The 20,063-nt window shown below is 57.7% G+C and carries 17 protein-coding genes; 15 read left to right on the forward strand and 2 right to left on the reverse strand.

Annotation, left to right across the window (positions count from 1 at the left end):
• Positions 1-389: 389 nt before the first annotated feature.
• On the reverse strand, positions 390-1,334 hold the full coding sequence (nodD1, locus tag I6F37_RS34065; protein ID WP_225129694.1) for a transcriptional regulator NodD1: 945 nt from the start codon (positions 1,332-1,334) through the stop codon (positions 390-392).
• 452 nt (positions 1,335-1,786) lie between these two features.
• Here nodD1 and I6F37_RS34070 point away from each other — a divergent pair, with 452 nt between their 5' ends.
• The 14 genes from I6F37_RS34070 to I6F37_RS34135 all read left to right on the forward strand — a co-directional run bounded on the left by I6F37_RS34070 (position 1,787) and on the right by I6F37_RS34135 (position 17,718).
• Positions 1,787-2,110: a hypothetical protein gene (locus tag I6F37_RS34070; protein ID WP_225129692.1), complete on the forward strand. Its 324-nt coding sequence runs from the start codon at positions 1,787-1,789 to the stop codon at positions 2,108-2,110.
• Between the two features lie 56 nt (positions 2,111-2,166).
• Positions 2,167-2,799: a NodA family N-acyltransferase gene (locus I6F37_RS34075; protein WP_225129690.1), complete on the forward strand. Its 633-nt coding sequence runs from the start codon at positions 2,167-2,169 to the stop codon at positions 2,797-2,799.
• 44 nt (positions 2,800-2,843) lie between these two features.
• Positions 2,844-3,455 (forward strand): chitooligosaccharide deacetylase NodB, encoded by a 612-nt coding sequence (nodB, locus tag I6F37_RS34080; RefSeq protein ID WP_225129818.1) that lies wholly within the window; start codon positions 2,844-2,846, stop codon positions 3,453-3,455.
• A gap of 17 nt (positions 3,456-3,472) precedes the next feature.
• A complete protein-coding gene (gene nodC / locus I6F37_RS34085; RefSeq protein ID WP_225129688.1) occupies positions 3,473-4,849 on the forward strand; it encodes a chitooligosaccharide synthase NodC in 1,377 nt (458 codons plus the stop codon).
• Between the two features lie 11 nt (positions 4,850-4,860).
• Positions 4,861-5,490, forward strand: a complete 630-nt coding sequence (nodS, locus tag I6F37_RS34090; RefSeq protein WP_225129686.1) for a nodulation methyltransferase NodS — start codon at positions 4,861-4,863, stop codon at positions 5,488-5,490.
• A 13-nt stretch (positions 5,491-5,503) separates the two neighbouring features.
• Positions 5,504-7,213, forward strand: a complete 1,710-nt coding sequence (gene nodU, locus I6F37_RS34095; protein ID WP_225129684.1) for a nodulation protein NodU — start codon at positions 5,504-5,506, stop codon at positions 7,211-7,213.
• A gap of 8 nt (positions 7,214-7,221) precedes the next feature.
• Positions 7,222-8,136 carry a nodulation factor ABC transporter ATP-binding protein NodI gene (gene nodI, locus I6F37_RS34100; RefSeq protein ID WP_225129681.1) on the forward strand — a complete coding sequence of 305 codons (915 nt, stop codon included), beginning with the start codon at positions 7,222-7,224 and terminating at the stop codon, positions 8,134-8,136.
• A gap of 3 nt (positions 8,137-8,139) precedes the next feature.
• Positions 8,140-8,928 (forward strand): ABC transporter permease, encoded by a 789-nt coding sequence (locus I6F37_RS34105; protein ID WP_225147986.1) that lies wholly within the window; start codon positions 8,140-8,142, stop codon positions 8,926-8,928.
• Positions 8,929-9,252: 324 nt separating this feature from the next.
• Positions 9,253-11,277 carry a carbamoyltransferase gene (locus I6F37_RS34110; RefSeq protein WP_225129677.1) on the forward strand — a complete coding sequence of 675 codons (2,025 nt, stop codon included), beginning with the start codon at positions 9,253-9,255 and terminating at the stop codon, positions 11,275-11,277.
• Positions 11,278-11,448: 171 nt separating this feature from the next.
• Positions 11,449-12,561: a nodulation protein NodZ gene (locus I6F37_RS34115; RefSeq protein WP_275945329.1), complete on the forward strand. Its 1,113-nt coding sequence runs from the start codon at positions 11,449-11,451 to the stop codon at positions 12,559-12,561.
• 14 nt (positions 12,562-12,575) lie between these two features.
• On the forward strand, positions 12,576-12,764 hold the full coding sequence (locus I6F37_RS34120; RefSeq protein ID WP_225129675.1) for a hypothetical protein: 189 nt from the start codon (positions 12,576-12,578) through the stop codon (positions 12,762-12,764).
• A 611-nt stretch (positions 12,765-13,375) separates the two neighbouring features.
• Positions 13,376-14,212 carry an SDR family oxidoreductase gene (locus I6F37_RS34125; protein ID WP_225129673.1) on the forward strand — a complete coding sequence of 279 codons (837 nt, stop codon included), beginning with the start codon at positions 13,376-13,378 and terminating at the stop codon, positions 14,210-14,212.
• 184 nt (positions 14,213-14,396) lie between these two features.
• The gene (gene nifA / locus I6F37_RS34130; protein WP_225129671.1) at positions 14,397-16,220 is read left to right on the forward strand and encodes a nif-specific transcriptional activator NifA; all 1,824 of its coding nucleotides are present in this window, start codon (positions 14,397-14,399) and stop codon (positions 16,218-16,220) included.
• A 655-nt stretch (positions 16,221-16,875) separates the two neighbouring features.
• Positions 16,876-17,718, forward strand: coding sequence for an electron transfer flavoprotein subunit beta/FixA family protein (locus I6F37_RS34135; RefSeq protein WP_225129669.1), 843 nt, complete (start codon positions 16,876-16,878; stop codon positions 17,716-17,718).
• 741 nt (positions 17,719-18,459) lie between these two features.
• Here I6F37_RS34135 and I6F37_RS34140 read toward each other — a convergent pair.
• On the reverse strand, positions 18,460-18,762 hold the full coding sequence (locus I6F37_RS34140) for a hypothetical protein (RefSeq protein ID WP_225129667.1): 303 nt from the start codon (positions 18,760-18,762) through the stop codon (positions 18,460-18,462).
• A 158-nt stretch (positions 18,763-18,920) separates the two neighbouring features.
• Here I6F37_RS34140 and I6F37_RS34145 point away from each other — a divergent pair, with 158 nt between their 5' ends.
• On the forward strand, positions 18,921-20,063 hold the full coding sequence (locus I6F37_RS34145) for a GFA family protein (protein WP_225129665.1): 1,143 nt from the start codon (positions 18,921-18,923) through the stop codon (positions 20,061-20,063).

Below are 20,063 nucleotides of genomic sequence, written 5' to 3' on the forward strand. Positions count from 1 at the left end.
ATCAGTTGGTTAATGGCAGTTCAACCCAGTGTCCGGCCAGCGCCGTCAGTTCACCAAACCGCCCAGTCGACGGTCGCGTAGCGCAGCGTTAGCACGGCGGCCAACCTACAACCTGACGCGGGGTGCGATTCAAGCGATTTTATCGGGCAAGCCAAACATTGTCGCACTGGTGGAGGCGAGTTCTGACGCGATAGTGCCGGGCGTCGCCGGTTTGAGGTGCAAGCGCACCAAACCTCACCAGCGAGATCACCGCTCGGCACTCGGCAATTCTTCGCAACCGATCGCCATCTCTGGCCGCTTCGCGCCAGAAACGTTGAAGTGACGAAAGCGGCCGAGCATGTCCAAGGGTTCGGAGCGTATTTGGAACTTGCCGAGAGCGGCTTATGATTCTAGCAGCGCCTGCGAGTTGGAGTCTCCTGAGGCCCAGATGCCATGTTGGATGCTTCCTCCAGCAATATCCGCCGCATCCAAATGCTTGCCGGGTCGGTATTGTGGAACGCAGGCCACTGCACAGCCTCGGTGAATGTGGGCAGAGGGAGCGGTGGTTCGACGATCCGCAGTGGCATCCGCTGTTCGAAGTGTTTGGCGAGTCGTAAGGGCATTGTGCCGATACGGCGCGTATCTAACAATATGGGCGGAATCAGGCTAAAGCCCTGCACAACGATCTCAATGCGTCTCTTGACGCCGTGCTCGAGCAAGAACCATTCTTCGAGGTTTGGTCTGAGCGCCCGTCCGAATTTCGCCGTAACGTGGCCCATCGAAATGTATTTCTCGAACGTAAGTTGCCGCGATAGCTGCTTGTTCGTGCGGCATCCCACGCATACGAGGGTCTCGTCGAACAGCGTCGCCTTAGGATGCGCGCTCGACATGAACAGTTCCGGCAGAATGAGAAAGTCGACCTCGCCCCGGCGGAGCAGCTCATCGGGTTCATCGGAAAATGGCAGCAATTCGAAGCGCACCGCGGGAGCTTCCTGTGCAAGACGGTCCACAATCTTGCGCAAAAAGACGATCGTCATGAAATCGGAGAGAATGATCCTGAAGCGTCGGCTCGACTGAGTCGGGTCGAACGCGTCCCGTGATATGATCGAGAGTTGGATGTGCAGCAGCGCCTCGCGAACCGGGCCTGCAAGCGCCTCCGCGCCAGGTGTCGGGACGAGCTCTCGACCTCTCATGGTAAATAGTTCATCGCGGAAATAGGTACGCAGCCGAGCGATGGCAGCGCTCATAGCGGGCTGGCTCAGGTTAATTTTGCGCGCCGCCGCTGTGAGGTTGCGCTCCGTCATCAGAGCATCGAGCGCAACGAGAAGGTTTAGATCAAGTCCCTTGAACCGCATCTTGTAAGTCTATCCATCGTGTGGATGTGTTCCATCGGAACTATCGATTTTACCAAATAGCGGGATGTTGGATAGCAAACATCAGTTTGGAAAAAATAATCGAGTATATCACCATGGCTGCTGCTCGTTCACGCGGACTCAGAGAACAACTCCTGGACGTGCGAGCTGGCGCCGCATGTGTTTCGAGAGCGGCTATGGGCGCGCCGCGCGAGCCGCGTCGCTTCTTCTCTGTGCGAAGCTCGCTCGATCGAGACGTCAGGCGGACCTCGATAAACCTTGGTATGCGTGTTCCATCCCTTTCCATATTGCAGGTTTACCCGCGTACACTTGAGAGCGCGTTCAGCCGCATTCTAGTGTCGCGACATAACGGCAGGCGCAGATTGCGGATGCCAAGTAATTCAGGCGACTCTGCAAATGGCTCGCCTATCCACCGCATTCAGGGCGTGTCGAAGATGGATAAGAACCAGTGTGATTTGATGGCGTTCCGATGCGCCATCGATGAGGCCCCGCGCATCGAAGACCTGCCCTCCAAAGCGTCGACAGCGATGCTAGACGAGGCGGCAAAGCTTCGTGGTGCAGACAGGCTCTCGCCAGTCCAATCGCCTCGTCGGCATCTTTCGGCATATCTCGCGCAGGGCTTTGGCCGGATCACGAGCGCGAACCATGCGATATCTTCATCGCGAGCGAAGGCGCACGGCGCGGTGCAGGCGAGGAGTGCCGCGCTCCGACGGGTCATAGCAGCGCATTTCACTGTTGACCAGCGCTTCGGCGACTAGCGAGTTCAAGTGACCATCTCCGCTCTTCATTCCACTGGGGCACAAGGAAGCTCGCCATGAACATTGCCGTATCCCGGACTGCGGAAGCTCCTTCTACACGCACTCAAGTGCAGTGGAGCCGTCGCTGGGAAAACGAACTGCGGCTCACCGATCATGCCGAACTCGCCGAGTTCTTCCGCAAGAGCTACGGGCCGACCGGTGCGTTCAATGCGCAGCCATTTGAGGGCAACCGAAGTTGGGCCGGGGCAAGACCTGAGCTCCGCGTAATTGGTTACGACGCGCGCGGGATAGCTGCTCACCTCGGGCTACTACGCCGCTTCATCAAGATTGGTGGGGTCGATCTCCTCGTGGCCGAACTGGGATTGTATGCGGTGCGTCCGGATCTCGAAGGGCTGGGAATCAGCCACGCAATGCGCGTGATGTATCCCACACTGCAGGAGCTCGGGATTCCATTCGGCTTTGGCACGGTTCGGCCTGCGCTTGAGAAACACATGACCCGACTGCTCGGAAGGCAGGGGCTCGCCACCCTCATGTCCGGCATTCGCGTCCGCTCCACGCATCCGGATGTCTATCCCAATTTGTCGCCGACCCGCATCGAAGACGTGATCGTGGTGGTTTTCCCGGTTGGACGCTCGATAGGCGAGTGGCCGGCCGGGACGGTCATCGATCGGAATGGGCCTGAGTTGTGAAAGAACATCTCCCCCTATCTGCTGTCCGTTGCGACTATGCTGACGTGGCCGGAAGTCGCCCCGTCTATTTGACGTTCGATGACGGGCCAAATCCATTTTGCACGCCAGAGGTGCTCGAGGTGCTGGCGCAACATGGGATTCCGGCGACGTTCTTTGTGATCGGCACGTACGCGGCCGAACAACCTGAACTCATTCGACGAATGATCGCGGAAGGTCACGAGGTTGCGAACCACACGATGACCCATCCGGATCTTTCCAGATGCGGACCAGCGGAGGTACGCGATGAAGTTCTCACGGCGAGCGAGGCGATCCGTTCGGCGTGCCCGCAGGCCTCACCTAGGCACATGCGAGCACCTTACGGCATGTGGACGCACGAGGTGCTCGCTGTGTCAGCGAGCGCCGGTCTCACAGCTGTGCACTGGTCGGTCGATCCGAGAGATTGGTCCCGCCCCGGGGTCGATAGAATTGTGAATTCAGTACTCGCGAGCGTTCGCCCGGGTGCAATTGTGCTCCTGCACGACGGATATCCTCCTGATGAGGAGCGACCGTGCACTGATGCCACGCTGCGCGATCAGACCACGATGGCCCTGTCACATCTGATCCCGGCACTACAACGGCGCGGGTTTGTAATCCATCCACTCCCTCAACTTCACTGAGCAAAAACTGACACCCTATGGACCTGCTCGCTACAACCAGTGCTGTCGCTGTTTCGTCTTATGCGCTGCTCTCGACGATCTACAAGAGCGCGCAAGCGCTTTATGCTCAACCGGCGATTAACTCATCGCTGCAGGACAACCTGGGACGATCGGAGGTTGTCCTTCCTAGTGTAGACGTCATCGTGCCGTGCTTCAACGAGGATCCAATCACGCTCGCCGAATGTCTGGAGTCGCTTGCGAGTCAAGACTACACCGGAAAGCTACAGGTTTATGTGGTCGACGACGGATCTGCAAATCGCGACCTTGTCGCGCCTGTGCACAAAATCTATGCGAACGATCCGAGGTTCAGCATCATCTTGCTGGCAAACAACGTTGGAAAACGCAAGGCGCAGATCGCTGCGATACGCAGCTCATCCGGTGACCTGGTCCTCAACGTCGACTCGGATACGATACTTGCCGCTGACGTTGTCACGAAGCTGGTATTGAAGATGCATGACCCGCAAATCGGTGCGGCCATGGGTCAGTTGATAGCGAGCAATCGCAGCCAAACCTGGCTGACCAGGCTGATCGATATGGAATACTGGTTGGCATGCAACGAAGAGCGCGCGGCGCAGGCGCGTTTCGGTGCGGTCATGTGCTGCTGCGGCCCATGTGCCATGTATCGTCGCTCCGCGCTCGCCTTGCTTCTTGATCAATATGAAGCGCAATTCTTTCGAGGGAAGCCGAGCGATTTCGGCGAGGATCGCCATCTAACGATCCTCATGCTCAAGGCGGGCTTTCGAACCGAATACGTCTCGGACGCGATCGCAGCAACAGTCGTCCCGGACCGCATTGGGCCATATCTACGTCAGCAACTCCGCTGGGCCCGCAGTACCTTCCGGGACACGTTCCTCGCATTGCGCCTGCTGCCAGAGCTCGATGGCTATCTGACGCTAGACGTTATCGGGCAAAATCTCGGCCCGTTGCTTCTCGCCTTTTCATCACTCGCTGCGCTCGCGCAGCTCCTAATGGCAGGCTCTGTACCCTGGTGGACGGTATTGACGATTGCAGCAATGACAATGGTCCGGTGCAGTGTGGCAGCCATTCGTGCTCGCGAACTGCGGTTTCTCGGCTTCTCGCTCCACACACCGATCAATATCTTTCTCTTACTTCCTTTGAAGGCTTATGCGCTTTGTACATTGAGCAACAGCGATTGGCTCTCGCGCAAGGTCGCCAACGTGCCGGCCGATGGGGAAAAGCAATCTGTCATTCTGCACCCGAACGCTGGACGAAGTGCTGCAAGTAAATGGGGAATGTCTAGTATAAGTCGTAAGGCGAGGGTTTCCCAGAGCCCATCGAGCCTGACGGCAACAAAGAGTGTTTGCGGTAGCGATCGTTCGACTGCCTGCAAGTAGGTAATTGGCTCATGACCCTGGACGCAAACCATCAGCAATTAGCGCGAGAGCTGGCTGCCGACGATCCATGGCGTCTCGACAGTAGTGCCTTCGAGCAGGAGCGATACGCTCAAATGCTCCGGATGTCGGGTTGCAACGGAGATGTTTCGTGTGGCCTCGAAGTAGGATGTGCAGCCGGTGCATTCACGGACATGCTGGCTCCGCTATGCGAACGACTCACCGTGGTCGATGTCATGCCGCAGGCGATCGAGCGAGCGCGACTACGGACCAGGAAGTGGTCACATATCACGTGGGTGACCTGCGACATTCAGCGGTTCTCGACCACTGAACAGTTCGATTTGATCGTCGTGGCCGAGGTTCTTTACTACCTCAAGGACATTGTCGAGATGCAAGCGGCTATCCGCAACCTGGTGAGGATCCTAGCGCCAAATGGGGCTCTGATATTCGGGTCCGCACGTGATGCCACATGTCAACGGTGGGGGCTTGCTGCTGGTGCCGAAACGGTGATCGCCCTCTTCAACGAGAGCCTATCGGAGGTCGAACGTCTGCACTGCCACACCGAGTCAATCAACGAAGACTCCTTGATAGTCCGGTTCCGGAAGCCGGGTCACTCGTCAGAACAATCAAACGTCGGCCACTAGACCAGGGGATCGTATGCGCATCTGCGGCATCAAGTTAACCCATGACGGGGCAATTGCTGTCATCGAGGACGGGCGACTTGTCTTTTGCACCGAGCAAGAGAAGTGCGGCAACGGTCCACGCTACCAATCCGTCGAGAATCTCGATGCAGTCGTGCTCGCCTTGGCGGAGCATGGCCTGGATCCGCGGGATATCGATCAGTTCGTCATCGACGGCTGGGATGGGGAGATTGAGTCGCAGTTCCAGGTCCTAAGTGGAGCTGTGCCGATCGCGCTGAAGGGGGCGCCATATGTCGAGCGCCATGCTGAGGGCCTTCTTGATTCCGTCGACGGCTTTGGCGTGATCCTCGGAGACAAGGTGTTTCCATATAAGAGCTACCCGCACGTTACAGGCCACGTCGCGTCAGCATATAGCACCAGTCCCTTTGCAGGTGCGGGAAAACCCACGTTCTGTCTGGTATGGGACGGCTGCATCTTTCCACGTCTTTACTATGTGGAACCTCGGGGGGCACGGCTCATTGCATGCCTGTTTCCGATGATCGGACATGCCTATGCTGCCGCGGGCCTTCACTTCGGCCCATACAGGCAGCCGAACCGCTCCAGTTGGGATTTGGGCATCGCCGGCAAGCTGATGGCTTACATCGCGCTAGGCTCTGTCGACGAAAGCATCGTCGCAGTGTTTCAGGAGCTCTATGAAAAGCGCTTCGCCGCTGACACGGAGCAGGCACGTCGGTACCGCGCTGAGATCAACAATCCGGAAGCGTCTCTTGCAGCTCTGCACGACTTCTTCGAGGCAAGCGCTTTGCGCCTGACGGCCAAGCGAGCGGAGGACGTCCTTGCGTCGTTTCATGTGTTCGTGGAACGTCTTCTTGTCAAGGAAATGGCGATGGTTCTGCTGCAACACTCGTCGCTTCCGGGAGCGCGAAATCTATGTATCGCCGGCGGCTGCGGTCTCAATATCAAGTGGAACAGCGCGCTTCGTGCGACTGGATTGTTCGATGATGTTTGGGTGCCGCCGTTTCCGAATGACAGCGGCTCGGCGATCGGCGCTGCTTGCGGCGCGATGGCGGCGCAAAATGGCTTCGGGCCATTGGAATGGTCAGTCTACAGTGGTCCGGCCCTGCACGACAGCGAGCTTCCGCCGGATTGGGAGGCGGCGCCGTGCAGTCTGCGTGAACTTGCGGCGATTCTCGCGGACGACAAGCCGGTCATCTTCCTTTCCGGGCGCGCCGAACTTGGTCCGCGGGCGTTGGGCGGCAGAAGCATTCTTGCAGCCCCGACCTCCCCGGCAATGAAGGATCATCTCAACGACATCAAGCGTCGCGAGCAGTTCCGACCGGTGGCGCCGATCTGTCTGGAGGATCGGGCGCCGGAGATTTTCAGCCCAGGTACGCCAGATCCCTACATGCTGTTCGATCACCAGACCCGCGCGGAATGGCGCGACAGGGTCCCCGCTGTCGTCCATCTCGACGGTTCGGCGCGGCTGCAGACAATCTCCCGCAACTCTCCGCACAAAATCGCCGAGCTTCTCGTCGAATTTGAGAAGCTTACCGGCATTCCGCTGCTCTGCAATACCAGTGCTAACCTCCACGGGCGTGGATTCTTCCCGGATGCTGCCGCGGCCTGCCACTGGGGACGCGTTGAGCATGTGTGGTGCGACGGCCTGCTCTGGACCAAAACGGTGGTAGGGAAGCCATTGTCGGACGAACGACTTCTCTCAGCCTAAGAGTGATCATGTCCACCGTAGCAATCGACCTTGCCGGCGTGAGAAAATCATTTGGCGACAAGGTCATCGTCAATGAGCTGTCGTTCTCGGTCGCGCGCGGAGAATGCTTTGGCCTTCTCGGGCCGAATGGAGCCGGCAAGAGCACGATCGCGCGCATGCTGCTTGGCATGATCTCGCCGGACGGAGGAAAGATTACGGTGCTCAATGAGCCTGTGCCTGCACGCGCTCGTGTCGCACGTGTGCGTATCGGCGTGGTGCCGCAATTCGATAATCTTGAACTCGAGTTCACCGTACGAGAGAATTTGCTGGTGTTTGGCCGCTACTTCGGCATGAGCGCTCGCGAGATCGAGGCGATCGCCCCCTCGCTGCTCGAGTTCGCACGCCTCGAGAGAAAAGCGGACACGCGCGTTGCCGCGCTGTCCGGTGGCATGAAACGGCGGCTGACGCTGGCACGTGCGCTAATCAATGACCCGCATTTGCTCGTGATGGATGAGCCGACGACTGGTTTGGATCCGCACGCCCGCCACCTGATTTGGGAACGTCTGCGAGTTCTACTTGCGCGGGGCAAGACGATTCTCTTGACCACTCACTTCATGGAAGAGGCCGAGCGCTTGTGCGATCGGCTGTGTGTCCTCGAGGGTGGACGCAAGATCGCTGAAGGCAAGCCAGACGACCTGATCGACGAGCATATTGGCTGCAATGTGATCGAAATCTATGGGGGTGATCCACATCAGCTCCGCGAGCTGATCAGGCCGTATGCCCGGCGCGTTGAAGTGAGTGGAGAAACGCTCTTTTGTTATGCGCCATATCCGGAGCAGGTGCGCGTGCAACTGCATGGGCATGCGAGCCTTCGTATTCTGCAGCGCCCCCCGAATCTCGAAGACGTGTTTTTGCGGCTGACCGGGCGCGAGATGGAGAAGTGAGCGATGGGTGAAAGTTATGCGGCGGTGATGCCCGCTAACGCGTACAACTGGATCGCGGTATGGCGTCGGAACTTCCTCGCATGGAAGAAAGTCGCACTTGCATCGATTCTCGGCAACCTCGCAGATCCTCTAACCAATCTGTTTGGCCTCGGCTTTGGCCTTGGACTGATCCTGGGGCGCGTTGAGGGGACGTCGTACATCGCCTTCCTGGCGGCAGGCATGGTCGCGACCAGCGCCATGACGTCGGCGACCTTTGAAACCATGTATGCAGCCTTTGCACGCATGGACGCCAAGCGCACCTGGGAAGCAATTCTCTCTACTCAGCTAACGCTTGGCGATATCGTCCTAGGTGAACTGGTGTGGGCGGCCAGTAAGTCCGTTCTGGCCGGAACAGCGATCGCGATCGTCGCCGCCGCTCTCGGTTACGCATCATGGCTATCCATTCTCTATGCGATGCCAACAATCGCCCTTACTGGCCTTGTCTTCGCCAGCTTGGCGATGGTCGTCATATCCCTTGCGCCAAGTTACGATTACTTCGTGTTTTACCAGACACTTGTCCTCACTCCTATGGTGTTTCTGTGCGGCGTGGTCTTTCCGTCAAGCCAACTGCCCGACTCATTTCGGCACTTCGTCAGCTTATTGCCTCTCGCACATTCGGTCGACCTTATTCGCCCAGCGATGCTTGAGCGCGGTGCCGACAGTGCTGCCCTGCACGTAGGTGCGCTCTGCGTTTACGCGGTTTTGCCCTTTTTCGCGTCGACAGCACTATTTCGGCGCCGCCTGCTGCGTTGACGTGAGTTGAGCGAAACGGACAAAGTCAAATCGATGCAGTGTCACGATGCTTCTGCGGTAGCTCGGGGGTGACCTCGTCTATTAGAGCAGCTTCTGCAATGGCCTTAAGAGGCCGCAATCGAGCCGGTTCTACGGCCGCCTGTTCGGTCGATCGGTGTCGGGGGCTAGCAGCCTTGCTTCTGAGCGCCTGTCGCTAGGCGCCGAGATGGACCCAGCAAAGTTGTGTTGTGCTGTCTGGCACGCGCGCCCGGCGGGGCGCGACTGTACAGATTAGATCGGTGGGGCGGCAGTTAGCCTTCCTGTCATGTTCAAATGGAGAACGGGATGTTGTGCCTGGGAGTGAGTGGCGGTCTTGATAAAGTCTATGAGAGCTCTCCGGAGCTGCCGACTACATTTCTTCACGATGGCGCTGCGGTTCTTGTGCAGGATGGCCGCGTAATTGCTGCTGTCGAAGAGGAGCGCCTCAACCGCGTCAAGCACTCTAACAAGTTCCCGAGCAATTCGATCCGATACTGCCTTTCTACCGCAGGAGTCTCGCTCGGCGAGATCGACCGTATCGCGTTCTACGCGACTGAAGCCTACTGCAAAACCATGCTCGAGCGTCTTTCTGTTTCTCAGCCCGTTCCCTTGGACCCCAAACTGTTGCTGCGGCAGCTGCTGGCACGGGAGTTCGGCGCCGAGATCGATCCGTCTCGGCTTTCCTTCGTGAATCACCACGAGGCACATGCCGTGAGCGCGTTTTCCATGTCCGGGTTCGAGCAAAGTCTCGTTTTTACGATCGACGGCGGTGGCGATTTTCTCTCGGGCTTATTGGCGGCGGGGTCTGGCACTGAAATTGCGCAACTTGCAAGCTTCCCGGAACATAACTCCCTGGGACTGTTCTATCTCGAGACGATTCGATATCTCGGCTACGGGTTGTTCGATGAGTACAAAGTGATGGGACTTGCCCCATACGGTGATCCCACTCCCTATCGCGAACTCTTCGCGCAGTTCTACGAATTGTTGGACAACGGTGGCTATCGCGTTCACCTGGATCGAATCGGTCCGGCCCTGGTCCGCAACATCGATGTTCGGCGAAAAGGAATGCCATTCACCCAACAGCATCGAGATGTCAGCGCTTCGCTGCAGGAAGCGCTTGAGCGGATCGTGTTTCACATCCTGCGGCACCATCGTGAAGCGACGGGCATGAGACGCTTGTGCCTGGCTGGCGGGGTAGCCCATAATTGCACGCTGAACGGTAAGCTGCTTTATTCCGGGCTATTTGATGACATCTTTGTTCAACCCGCGGCGCACGACGCCGGTTGCGCGCTCGGCGCTGCATTGATGGTCTCAAACGAACTGGGGAGGCCAGCGCCGCGCGAGCGACTGCCGGACGTTTATTGGGGGCCTGATCTCGGGAGCGAGCAAGCCGTAGAGCATGAGCTCAACGCATGGTCAGGCCACCTCGACATTCAACGAAGTGATGACATAGCATCCAGTGCGGCAGACTGGATGGCAAATGGTGCTGTAATCGGCTGGGTGCAGGGCCGCTCTGAGTTCGGCCCACGTGCGCTTGGTAACCGCAGCATTCTTGCGGATCCGAGGCCTGCGGAAAACAAGGACCGCATCAACGCGATGGTCAAGAAGCGCGAGGGCTATCGCCCCTTTGCGCCATCTGTACTGGAAGAGGATGCGAGCGAGTTCTTTGAGCTGCCGGACGGCACGCGGCAGCTCCCCTTCATGAATTTCGTGGTTCGTGTGCGTGAAGCCAAGCGTAACGTGCTCGGTGCGGTTACCCACGTTGATGGGACCGCTCGGCTGCAGACAGTATCGCGAAGGACAAACCCCACCTATTGGGATGTAATTAGTGCGTTCAAGAAGCGAACGGGCATTCCGATACTTCTAAATACCTCGTTTAACAACAATGCCGAGCCGATCGTGCAGTCCGTGTCAGATGCGATCACCACATTCTTGACGACTGACCTGGACGGACTTGTTGTTGGCCCTTTCCTCGTCAGGAAGCGGCCAGCTTCACTGCAGGATTGGTGTGCACTGGGCGTGTCATTGCCGCCGTATGCATCCCTTCATCGTGTTCGATCCTACACAGCGCCAGATCGCCAGGAAACGGTGTGCGAGATCCGCACGGGACATTCCGCCCACCATAGTATGCGTATCTCACATGAGCTTTTCGAGATCTTGATGCGGATCGAGGGCGAGGCGTCGCTCAGCTGTCTTTTCGACGCAACCATGCTGGACCAGGCCAAGCGTGAAGATCTCGTGAAGGAATTGCGGCTCGTGTGGGAGGTGCGGGGCGTTCGCCTGCATCCTCCGCGCGCTCGAGGGCACAATAAAGTGCAAAACGAAACATAGCCCGAACTCATGAGCAATGGCCATGGCTATACCTGCATGTGAGGGGGCAAGGCTATCCAGCGCAGAGGGTGGCATCGGGCATCCGCCTGAAATCGGGTACGTCGACGCAACACCGCTGAAGAAAATACGCAAACTGTTGAAAGAACGCGGCTCACCAGGGATAGCGCTGCTATGAAGTTCTACCGACGCAGCTCGCCGGCACCGCGAAATCAGGCCATGGCCTCGGACGAGATGATACGTGAGATGTCTGCGATGACGTCTATTGTCCAACCAGGAGCCCGGGAAGAGGAAATGCAGATGCTTAGCGGTTCGAGGAATGACCGGTTCGTAGTTTCCCGGCGACGTACGGGGTTCGGCGATTGCCTGTGGTCACTGGCGGCAGCCTGGCGTTTTGCAAAGCAGACGGGACGGACGCTAGCCATTGATTGGCGGGGGTCTTGTTATCTCGATGAGCCATTCACCAATGCCTTTCCAGTCTTCTTCGAACCGGTTCAAGACATTGCTGGCGTGCGGGTGATTTGCGGTGACGAGATTAACCAGTGTTCATTTCCGGGACCATTCTTCCCGGCATGGTGGAACAAGCCATCCATCGATTGCGTCTATCGCCCGGACGAGCAGATTTTCCGGGAACGCGACGAACTCGATCAACTGTTCCAAAGTCAGAAAGATAGTGAGGCTAACACGGTTGTGTGTGACGCCTGCCTGATGTGGCGCTGTGATCAGGAGGCCGAACGAGAAATCTTTCGAAGCATCAAGCCACGACCTGAAATTCAGGCTCGGATTGATGCTATCTACCGCGAGAACTTTGAATCGTACAGCGTAATCGGCATCCATGTCCGGCATGGCAACGGCGAGGATATCATGGGGCATGCTCCCTACTGGGCTGACCCGGAGCGCGCCTTGCGACAGGTCTGTAACGCCATTGATAAGGCCATGGGGTTACCCCACGCAAAACCCGTGAGGGCTTTCCTGTGCACGGACAGCGCGCTCGTCCTTGAGAAGGTTTCGACTATATTCCCTGATGTTTTCACGATCCCAAAACGATTCCAGGCGCCTCAGGCTGGCCCATTGCACAACTCGGCGCTCGGAGCCGAGGGCGGCTTTTCCGCTCTCATCGAAATGTATCTCCTTGCGTGCTGCGACACCGTGATCCGTTTTCCCCCGACGAGCGCCTTCACGCGCTATGCGCGTCTCTTTGCCCCACGCGTTATAGAATTCGATTTGAATGATCCGAGCCGATTGATCTTGATTGAAGAAGAATCGAAAGATCTCGTAGCTTCATGAAAGTCGTAGCTCGATTGATCGATCTGATAGCCGCTCTTTGCATCCAGCAGTACTGGCAGTTCTTTTCGGGGCGGCAATTGTCTGTCCAAAGGGATGCGCTGCCGCGAACTTCCAGCGGAGAACAGAACGATGCGGCGGGCGAATGCCTTCCGCAGAAGCTCGACGTCGACAACAATGGCGGCAATGCGCTGCAGCCGCGTTAAACAAGTGGAACACGTCTTCGTCTTCCTCGGGCGGACCCGCAAGTCGAAGCTGATCGGCGGTCGATCGCGGATGAACATATCGAAAGGTTCGCCGTTCAGCCGGCGAGTTCCGTCGTGGCGGTCGGGCGCTCTCGAGATCCACTATTTTGGCGAAACAATCACGCCAGGTCGTGGTCTGGAATCAATCCGCCCGGCGATGTGCCGGTGCTGGACACAGCAGAACAAGGGCGCGATGAAGTCAGCATCAGCTGCCACAGAATCTAACGTACGAAGCTGGTGACGTCAGTTTTCGAGTTGACGCGGCTACTGGCCGTGGCCGCGATCCTGATCGATCGTTGCTTCGACGAGAGCACTGGCCTCCGCTGGCTCTTCCTCCTGTGCAGTCAGGAGATAACGTGCGTCTTGCCGCCGGGTCTTGGCGCAGGCGAGTGTGCTCGTGACGTTACGTAGCCGATGCACCATCGCTGTCACAAAGCAAACGCACCGTGTCTTGAATACGCCAAGCATTCCGCGTGCGCGACATTAGGACGCAAAACGGAAGCGGATTTACCTGCATCGCGGTGGCCCAAATCCTGCTACGCGTGCGGCGCGCAACAGGAGGGGAGGCGGGCGTGGATCTCGATCTGCCAAATGACGATCTGATCACAGGCTCGCTGCCCGAAACACATTTGGGTTGCCCCTTTCACGCCGATAAAGCCCGCGTTCATGGCGGAGAACAGAAGGCGATGCTGCTCACCGGAGCATCGCGCGGAATTGGTCATGCCACTGCCAAGCTGTTCTCGGAGGCGGGCTGGCGCATCATTTCTTGCGCGCGTCAACCGTTCGACGGCGAGCGATGTCCCTGGCACGCAGGGGACGAGGATCATGTCCAGATCGACCTCAGTAATCATCGAATGCTGCCGCGCGCGATCACTGAGGTCAAGAAGCGCTTGGCCGGTGCACCTTTGCACGCACTAGTGAACAATGCTGGTGTCTCGCCGAAAACGCCCGCTGGCGATCGGATGACGTCGTTGACGACGTCTACCGAGACCTGGATGAGGGTGTTCCATCTCAATTTGGTGGCCCCGATCCTGCTGGCGCAGGGTTTGTTTGACGAGCTAAGAGCCGCGTCAGGATCGATCGTGAACGTGACTTCGATCGCGGGCTCGCGGGTGCACCCGTTTGCCGGCAGTGCCTATGCGACGTCGAAAGCTGCGCTTGCGAGCCTCACACGCGAAATGGCGCACGATTATGCGCCGCATGGCATTCGTGTGAATGCAATTGCGCCCGGCGAAATCAGGACGGACATGTTATCGCCCGACACAGAAGCGCGTCTCGTGCCAAGCATCCCGCTGCGCAGAGTGGGAACCCCGGATGAAGTGGCCAAGGTCATCTTCTTCCTGTGCTCGGATGCGGCGAGCTATGTCACGGGGGCCGAGGTGCCGGTCAATGGTGGGCAACATCTGTGAATCGGCCGGCCTTGGCGACACAGCTAACTTGAGCTGCAGCAGCGGCGCTTATGGTCTCCGCTGACGATGCGCACGCAATCCGCAAAAATGAATGAAGGCACACTGTAAGTTTATCGTCGTGCCATGAAAAGGTGTCACGGTTCTATGTCATCTCGTCAACACTTGGCGTTAGATCGAGAGTGACATGCAAAACGAAGCTCGCCAACCAGGACAAGGTACCAGGGAGGACGATCAAGACAACGGAGGCCGCCTCATGCTGGATATCCCTTTCTCACACGAAAGATCTGCCTCGCAACCTGAGCCGGAGGGTAAGCCCCCGGGGGAGCCGTTGCGTGAGAGCGCGCTCACCGGCATCTTCGAAATATCGAAAATTCTTGCCGCTCCTTGTCGGCTCGAAGTCACGTTGGCCAACGTTGTTGGTCTTTTGCAATCGTTTGTGCAGATGCGACACGGCATCGTCTCACTGTTCGACGAGGACGGCATGCCGGATATTACGGTGGGCGCCGGCTGGAACGAAGGCAGCGACGAAAGTTACCGGATGCGACTGCCGCGGAACGCAATCGACCAGATCATCGCGACGGACAGGCCTCTTGTCGCCGAGAACGTGGCCGCCGAGCTGGTATTCAGCGCTGCCGACCGGGAAGTGCTCGGCGCCTCCGATAGTATGCCAGTGTCGTTCATCGGGGTTCCCATTCGCATTGACCGTAAGGTCGTGGGCACGCTGACGGTCGACCGCATCCGGGACGATAGGTCGAGTCTCCGGCTCGAGTACGATGCGCGACTGCTCGCCATGATCGCCAACCTGGTGGGTCAAACAGTGAAGTTACACCGCTTGTTCGCCTGCGATCGCGAACGACTGATGGCGGAGAAAGACCGGCTACAAAAGGAGGTATTAGAGCTCAGGCAACCCTCTCGGGAGCGCAAGAAGCTACACGCCCATGGGATCATTGGCGACAGTCCGGCGCTGCGCGGGCTGCTCGAGAAGATTGCCGTTGTAGCCAGATCGAACAGCACGGTTCTGCTGCGTGGTGAATCCGGCACCGGAAAGGAACTCGTAGCCAAGGCCATTCACGAATCATCGTCCCGCGCCAAGCGCCCGTTCGTTAAGCTGAATTGCGCGGCGCTTCCTGAGACCGTCCTGGAATCCGAATTATTTGGTCATGAGAAAGGCGCCTTTACCGGTGCGTTTAGCTCGCGCAAGGGACGCTTCGAACTTGCTGACAAGGGAACGCTTTTTCTTGACGAGATCGGCGAGATCTCAGCTCCGTTCCAGGCGAAGTTGCTGCGCGTTTTGCAAGAGCAGGAGTTCGAGCGCGTCGGGAGCAACCAGACTATTAAGGTCGATGTTCGAGTGATAGCTGCGACCAACAAGAACCTCGAAGAGGCTGTCGCAAAGAGCGAGTTCCGGGCGGACCTTTACTATCGCATCAGCGTAGTTCCCTTACTGTTGCCACCGCTACGCGAAAGACGCAGTGATATTCCTCCGCTTGCCAGGGAGTTCCTCAGAAATTTCAATAACGAGAATGGCCGTACTCTGACTTTGGAGCCGAGTGCGATCGATGTACTGATGAACTGCGGCTTTCCGGGAAATGTCCGCGAACTCGAAAACTGCATCGAGCGAACAGCGACGCTGTGCGCCGGATCATCGATCGTGAGAAGTGACTTTGCATGCTGCCACGGCCAGTGCCTTTCCGCGATGCTGTGGAAAAGCACGTCGGACGAGAGGAAAGAGCAGCCCGTACCCATGCCAGCGGTGCCGGCAAAGCCCATCATTCCGCTAGCTGAAGCGAGCCAGCCGGTCCAGTCTGTCGGCGACGAACTGGCCTCACTGGGGCCTCCCGGCACAGCTCTCGTTAGTGGCGCGAAGATGGCCGATCGCGAACGGGTCGTTGCGGCCATGGAAAAATCTGGCTGGGTGCAGGCAAAAGCAGCGCGCCTGCTCGGACTAACGCCGCGCCAGATTGGCTACGCGCTGAGGAAATATGGAATCGAGATAAAGCGGTTCTGAACGACGACATCGGCCGGAACTGCTACTCCCAAATAGCTATATGAGGACGATCTCCGATAGGCAATCTCATCGCAATCTGAACGGAATGGTCCGCCCTCGGCGGCAACTTGGCCCCGAGCGAAACCACCCGCCCGCTTGCGGGACTGCTGTCGAAAGGCGGGTTTACCTGGTTCGGTGAGAGATGGACTCGCGCGCCATGACATACCGAGCGTCACCTGTGGGCCATGCAATCGCGAATCGTCGGTTGCTCACCTCTAACAAGCTATGATGCCTATCCGCCGATCCCCGGAAAAGTGTGAAGCGTTTTCCGAAAAGATCATGCTCAAACAAAGATCTAAAGCGCGATGATGATTCATCTTAATCTCATCGCGCTTTAGTGAGCGGCAATGCTCAAAAAACGTCAATCGGTCCGCCGCCCGCTGGTGATTAGCGACGGTAATCTGTCAAAAGGCTGGCCTCACTCAGCTGGCGCGCCGTGCGGAACAGCGCTGTCGCAGCCCTGACTTATGTTGGCATTGTTCGTTGGGAAGAGCGAGCTAGAGGGGCGCATCACCCGATCTAAGCCTGTGTGATAGCAAGCCGATTCCAAAGGGGCGGGTGATGGTACAACACTTGCTCTGCTCTTCGCAGCTGTCGCAATTGTTGGAGCAACACCGTGCACAATGTCGTCTGCATCAAACAGGTTCCGGACTCGGCGCAGATCCGCGTGCACCCCGTGACCAACACAATCATGCGTCAGGGAGTGCCGACCATCATCAACCCATATGACCTCTTCGCGCTCGAGGCCGCGCTCGAGCTGCGCGATCGGTTCGGCGGCGAAATTACCGTGCTTACAATGGGACCGCCATCGGCGGAAGAGTCTTTGCGAAAGGCGCTGACTTATGGCGCCGATCGCGCCGTCCTACTCACCGATCGCTGCTTTGCGGGCTCCGACACCCTGGCAACAACGTATGCACTTGCAACAGCCATCCGAAAAATTGATAAGGAATATGGCCCGACAAAGCTCATCTTCACGGGAAAGCAGACCATCGACGGCGATACGGCGCAGGTTGGGCCCGGCATCGCAAAGCGGCTGGGCGTAATGCAGCTAACTTACGTTGCGAAGGTCAGATCCTTAGATCTCGCCAACCATACAATTGAAGCGGAACGACGCTCCGAAGGTGGTGTCCAGGTGCTGCACACGAGGCTGCCCTGTCTCATCACCATGCTGGAGGCAACGAATCAGATTCGGCGCGGCGCGATGGTGGATGCCTTGCGTGCCGCGCGTGCTAAAATTGTGAAATGGAGCGCGCACGATGCCGGTATCGAAGACGTCTCCAAATGCGGCCTCAAGGGATCGCCGACCGTCGTCAAGCGAGTGTTCGCCCCCTCTGCGCGGGCTGAGAAGGCGGCGTTGGTTGAGGCCGCCGAACAACCGGCGCAAGCGCTGATAGACGCGATTTTCAAGCGTGAACCGAAGCTCGAAGCCGATCTTAAGGCACTTGTCCGTGACGCTTGATCTGGAGAGTCCTGGCAACAACAGATTGAAACGGTCCAAGGATGTGCCAACGCCAAGAGGCACCCGAGTCAAGTGAGCGCGCAAGATGTAGCTAGGCATCGGGGCCCGCGACCAGCGCATTCGGGGTGCATGCCGTTCTCGATTGCTCGCGATCACCTGGGACCGCATGTTCCGTAGACCACGTTATGGCCTCGATCGATGTCCGGAGTTGGCCGCGATTGTCAGGCAGATCGACAAAGGGCTGCGCATGCGTCCAGATCCCACTGCATGGTCGTGTTCGACGGCGTTGAGGCGACTGTTTCGCGCGTAGTTGTCACGAGCAAGGACGGAATACGTCCGCGACCGGGACCACCATACTAGCGCCCGAACGCCCAAAGCACTGTCCCGCTGTTGAAAGTGCGAAGCCCACCTATGTGGCACCTTTGGACCAATCTCCGCGATTCAACAGCCCTATACCCATTGTGAGTGGCGGCTGGCTCTTCGCCGGTTGGTTTTTGACGGCCGTGCAAGCGCCATCAGGTTCAATACACTTGCAATGAGAAATCGGTCGCCAGCGCTTTGTTTCAATGTATTCAGAACCTGTGGGGTGAGTGCAAGAGTTGGCACGGTGATTGCTGTAAGCATGCAAGAAAGCGGCGGGGCGGTGCTCGCGAAGCGCGAAACCTAGCGGCGGTCTCTTTGAAAAGCTCGTGCCGGCCAGCAGCCGGCATTCGCGCGGCTTGCGGGCGAAGGCCCCAAGAGTCAGGTGGATGCGGATAGTCCTTGTAATGCTGTACGAAGATCATAGCGGTTCGACCAACTGGCAGGAGCAGAAATCGAGAGGGCCTGCGCGGCGCAAATCTCGCCATGGCTCTGCAAGCGAATGCTGGCCGTGTCGGGAATTCGCGGCATCGGACTTTTCGTGCACCGGAATTCGTCTGGATCGCCGCCGCTCAGCTGATGAACGCGTTCCCTTCCATGCGCGCGAACAGGACTGAACATGCCGCTGTCTGCTACCGCGAAGCTGGCCACCAAGAATTTCGCCTGGATGGTAAACGCGATCACAAGCTCATCGAAACCAACGAAATGGCGGTAGCCAATAGTTGGCCCGGATACGAAGTTGCTCCGTCAAGGACCGTTCTCTCCTCATCGCCAGGGGTCAAATGGCATCTCAAGCGTCTCGATTTACACCCGGTCAGCCTCCGCAGATATGCTGCGAGTATTTGACCGAGCAAGCGCGAGCCCTGTTCGGCCCGCACCCGTTCGCTGCGGAGATGTCCCAGGACCAGGTCGCTAGCCTGCTGCCTGAATATCTGGCGATGTCACAGGCGTTCCCGTACCTGCAGGCGGGGTCGCAAAAGGATCTCATATTCGATGCAATGAATCACAATCGAGATCTTGCGAGGGACGTTGAACTGACCAGCGTGGTCGCAAATTTCATCTGTTGGGATGAGACGGGTGGTTATGGCCAAATTCTCCAGGGCGGAAAGGCGGCGCTACCCGATATTCTGGTGACTGAAAACTTCCACTCGAACCTGTTTAGAAAGGATGCGTCGCAACTACTCGGCAGAGCAATACGGCCCAACTACAGCGCCACGACGAAGCGGTACCTGCATTCTCTCTATGCCGGATTGTCATCCAAAGATCCTTTGGTGCGTTGCGCCTACATGGTCGCTTTTGAGCTACACGCTGCAGATATGATCCAGTCGCTATGGACCACTCTGGTCAAAACCTTTAAGGCGCGGCCTGACGATCTTGAGTACTTCCGCAGCCATGTCGGCGGAGAAGATCCCGCGGAGAAGTATCACGGAAAAATGACAAGCCGGCTGATTGGCGAACTTGTCCCGGCTGACCGTAACGATCGCTTTTTGGATGAATTCGATCGAGCCTATCGGCTCAGCTTACAGTGGTGCCGCGATCTGCTCCGAATTGTCTCACTTCATGATGATCGGTCGGAGATCGAACACCATGGCCGTTGTCATTGTGGTTCTGTCAAGTTCTACGTCCAAGCGCCGCGAGAGCTCTCTGCAGTTCGATGCAATTGCTCAATCTGTCAAATGTCTGGATTTCTGCACTTGCTCGTACCTGGCAAAAAGCTTGGCATTGAGTGCGGCGAAGAATTCCTCACGGCGTACCAGTTCAACAAGAACATCGCTCGGCACACGTTTTGCCGGGTTTGTGGCGTAAAGCCATTCTATAGGCCGCGGTCGAACCCGTCCGGATTCAGCGTAAATATTCGATGTCTGGATAACAGGACCATCGAACGCATAACAATAAGCGACTTCGATGGCGAGCATTGGGACCAAGCGTTCCGCTCGATGCACCAGGACCTGGAGCCCTGCGTCGAAGATAAAACCCTGGAGTGA

It is taken from the genome of Bradyrhizobium sp. NBAIM08 (genome assembly GCF_020193935.1).
GTDB lineage: Bacteria > Pseudomonadota > Alphaproteobacteria > Rhizobiales > Xanthobacteraceae > Bradyrhizobium > Bradyrhizobium yuanmingense.

Bases quoted from the DNA above. Each gene is read 5' to 3' on its own strand.
- nifA (WP_225129671.1), top strand. From the start codon at position 14,397: ATGCAAAACGAAGCTCGCCAACCAGGACAAGGTACCAGGGAGGACGAT.
- I6F37_RS34105 (WP_225147986.1), top strand. From the start codon at position 8,140: ATGGGTGAAAGTTATGCGGCGGTGATGCCCGCTAACGCGTACAACTGG.
- I6F37_RS34110 (WP_225129677.1), top strand. From the start codon at position 9,253: ATGTTGTGCCTGGGAGTGAGTGGCGGTCTTGATAAAGTCTATGAGAGC.
- nodU (WP_225129684.1), top strand. From the start codon at position 5,504: ATGCGCATCTGCGGCATCAAGTTAACCCATGACGGGGCAATTGCTGTC.
- nodC (WP_225129688.1), top strand. From the start codon at position 3,473: ATGGACCTGCTCGCTACAACCAGTGCTGTCGCTGTTTCGTCTTATGCG.
- nodI (WP_225129681.1), top strand. From the start codon at position 7,222: ATGTCCACCGTAGCAATCGACCTTGCCGGCGTGAGAAAATCATTTGGC.
- I6F37_RS34075 (WP_225129690.1), top strand. From the start codon at position 2,167: ATGAACATTGCCGTATCCCGGACTGCGGAAGCTCCTTCTACACGCACT.
- nodS (WP_225129686.1), top strand. From the start codon at position 4,861: ATGACCCTGGACGCAAACCATCAGCAATTAGCGCGAGAGCTGGCTGCC.
- I6F37_RS34115 (WP_275945329.1), top strand. From the start codon at position 11,449: ATGAAGTTCTACCGACGCAGCTCGCCGGCACCGCGAAATCAGGCCATG.
- I6F37_RS34070 (WP_225129692.1), top strand. From the start codon at position 1,787: ATGGATAAGAACCAGTGTGATTTGATGGCGTTCCGATGCGCCATCGAT.
- nodD1 (WP_225129694.1), bottom strand. From the start codon at position 1,334: ATGCGGTTCAAGGGACTTGATCTAAACCTTCTCGTTGCGCTCGATGCT.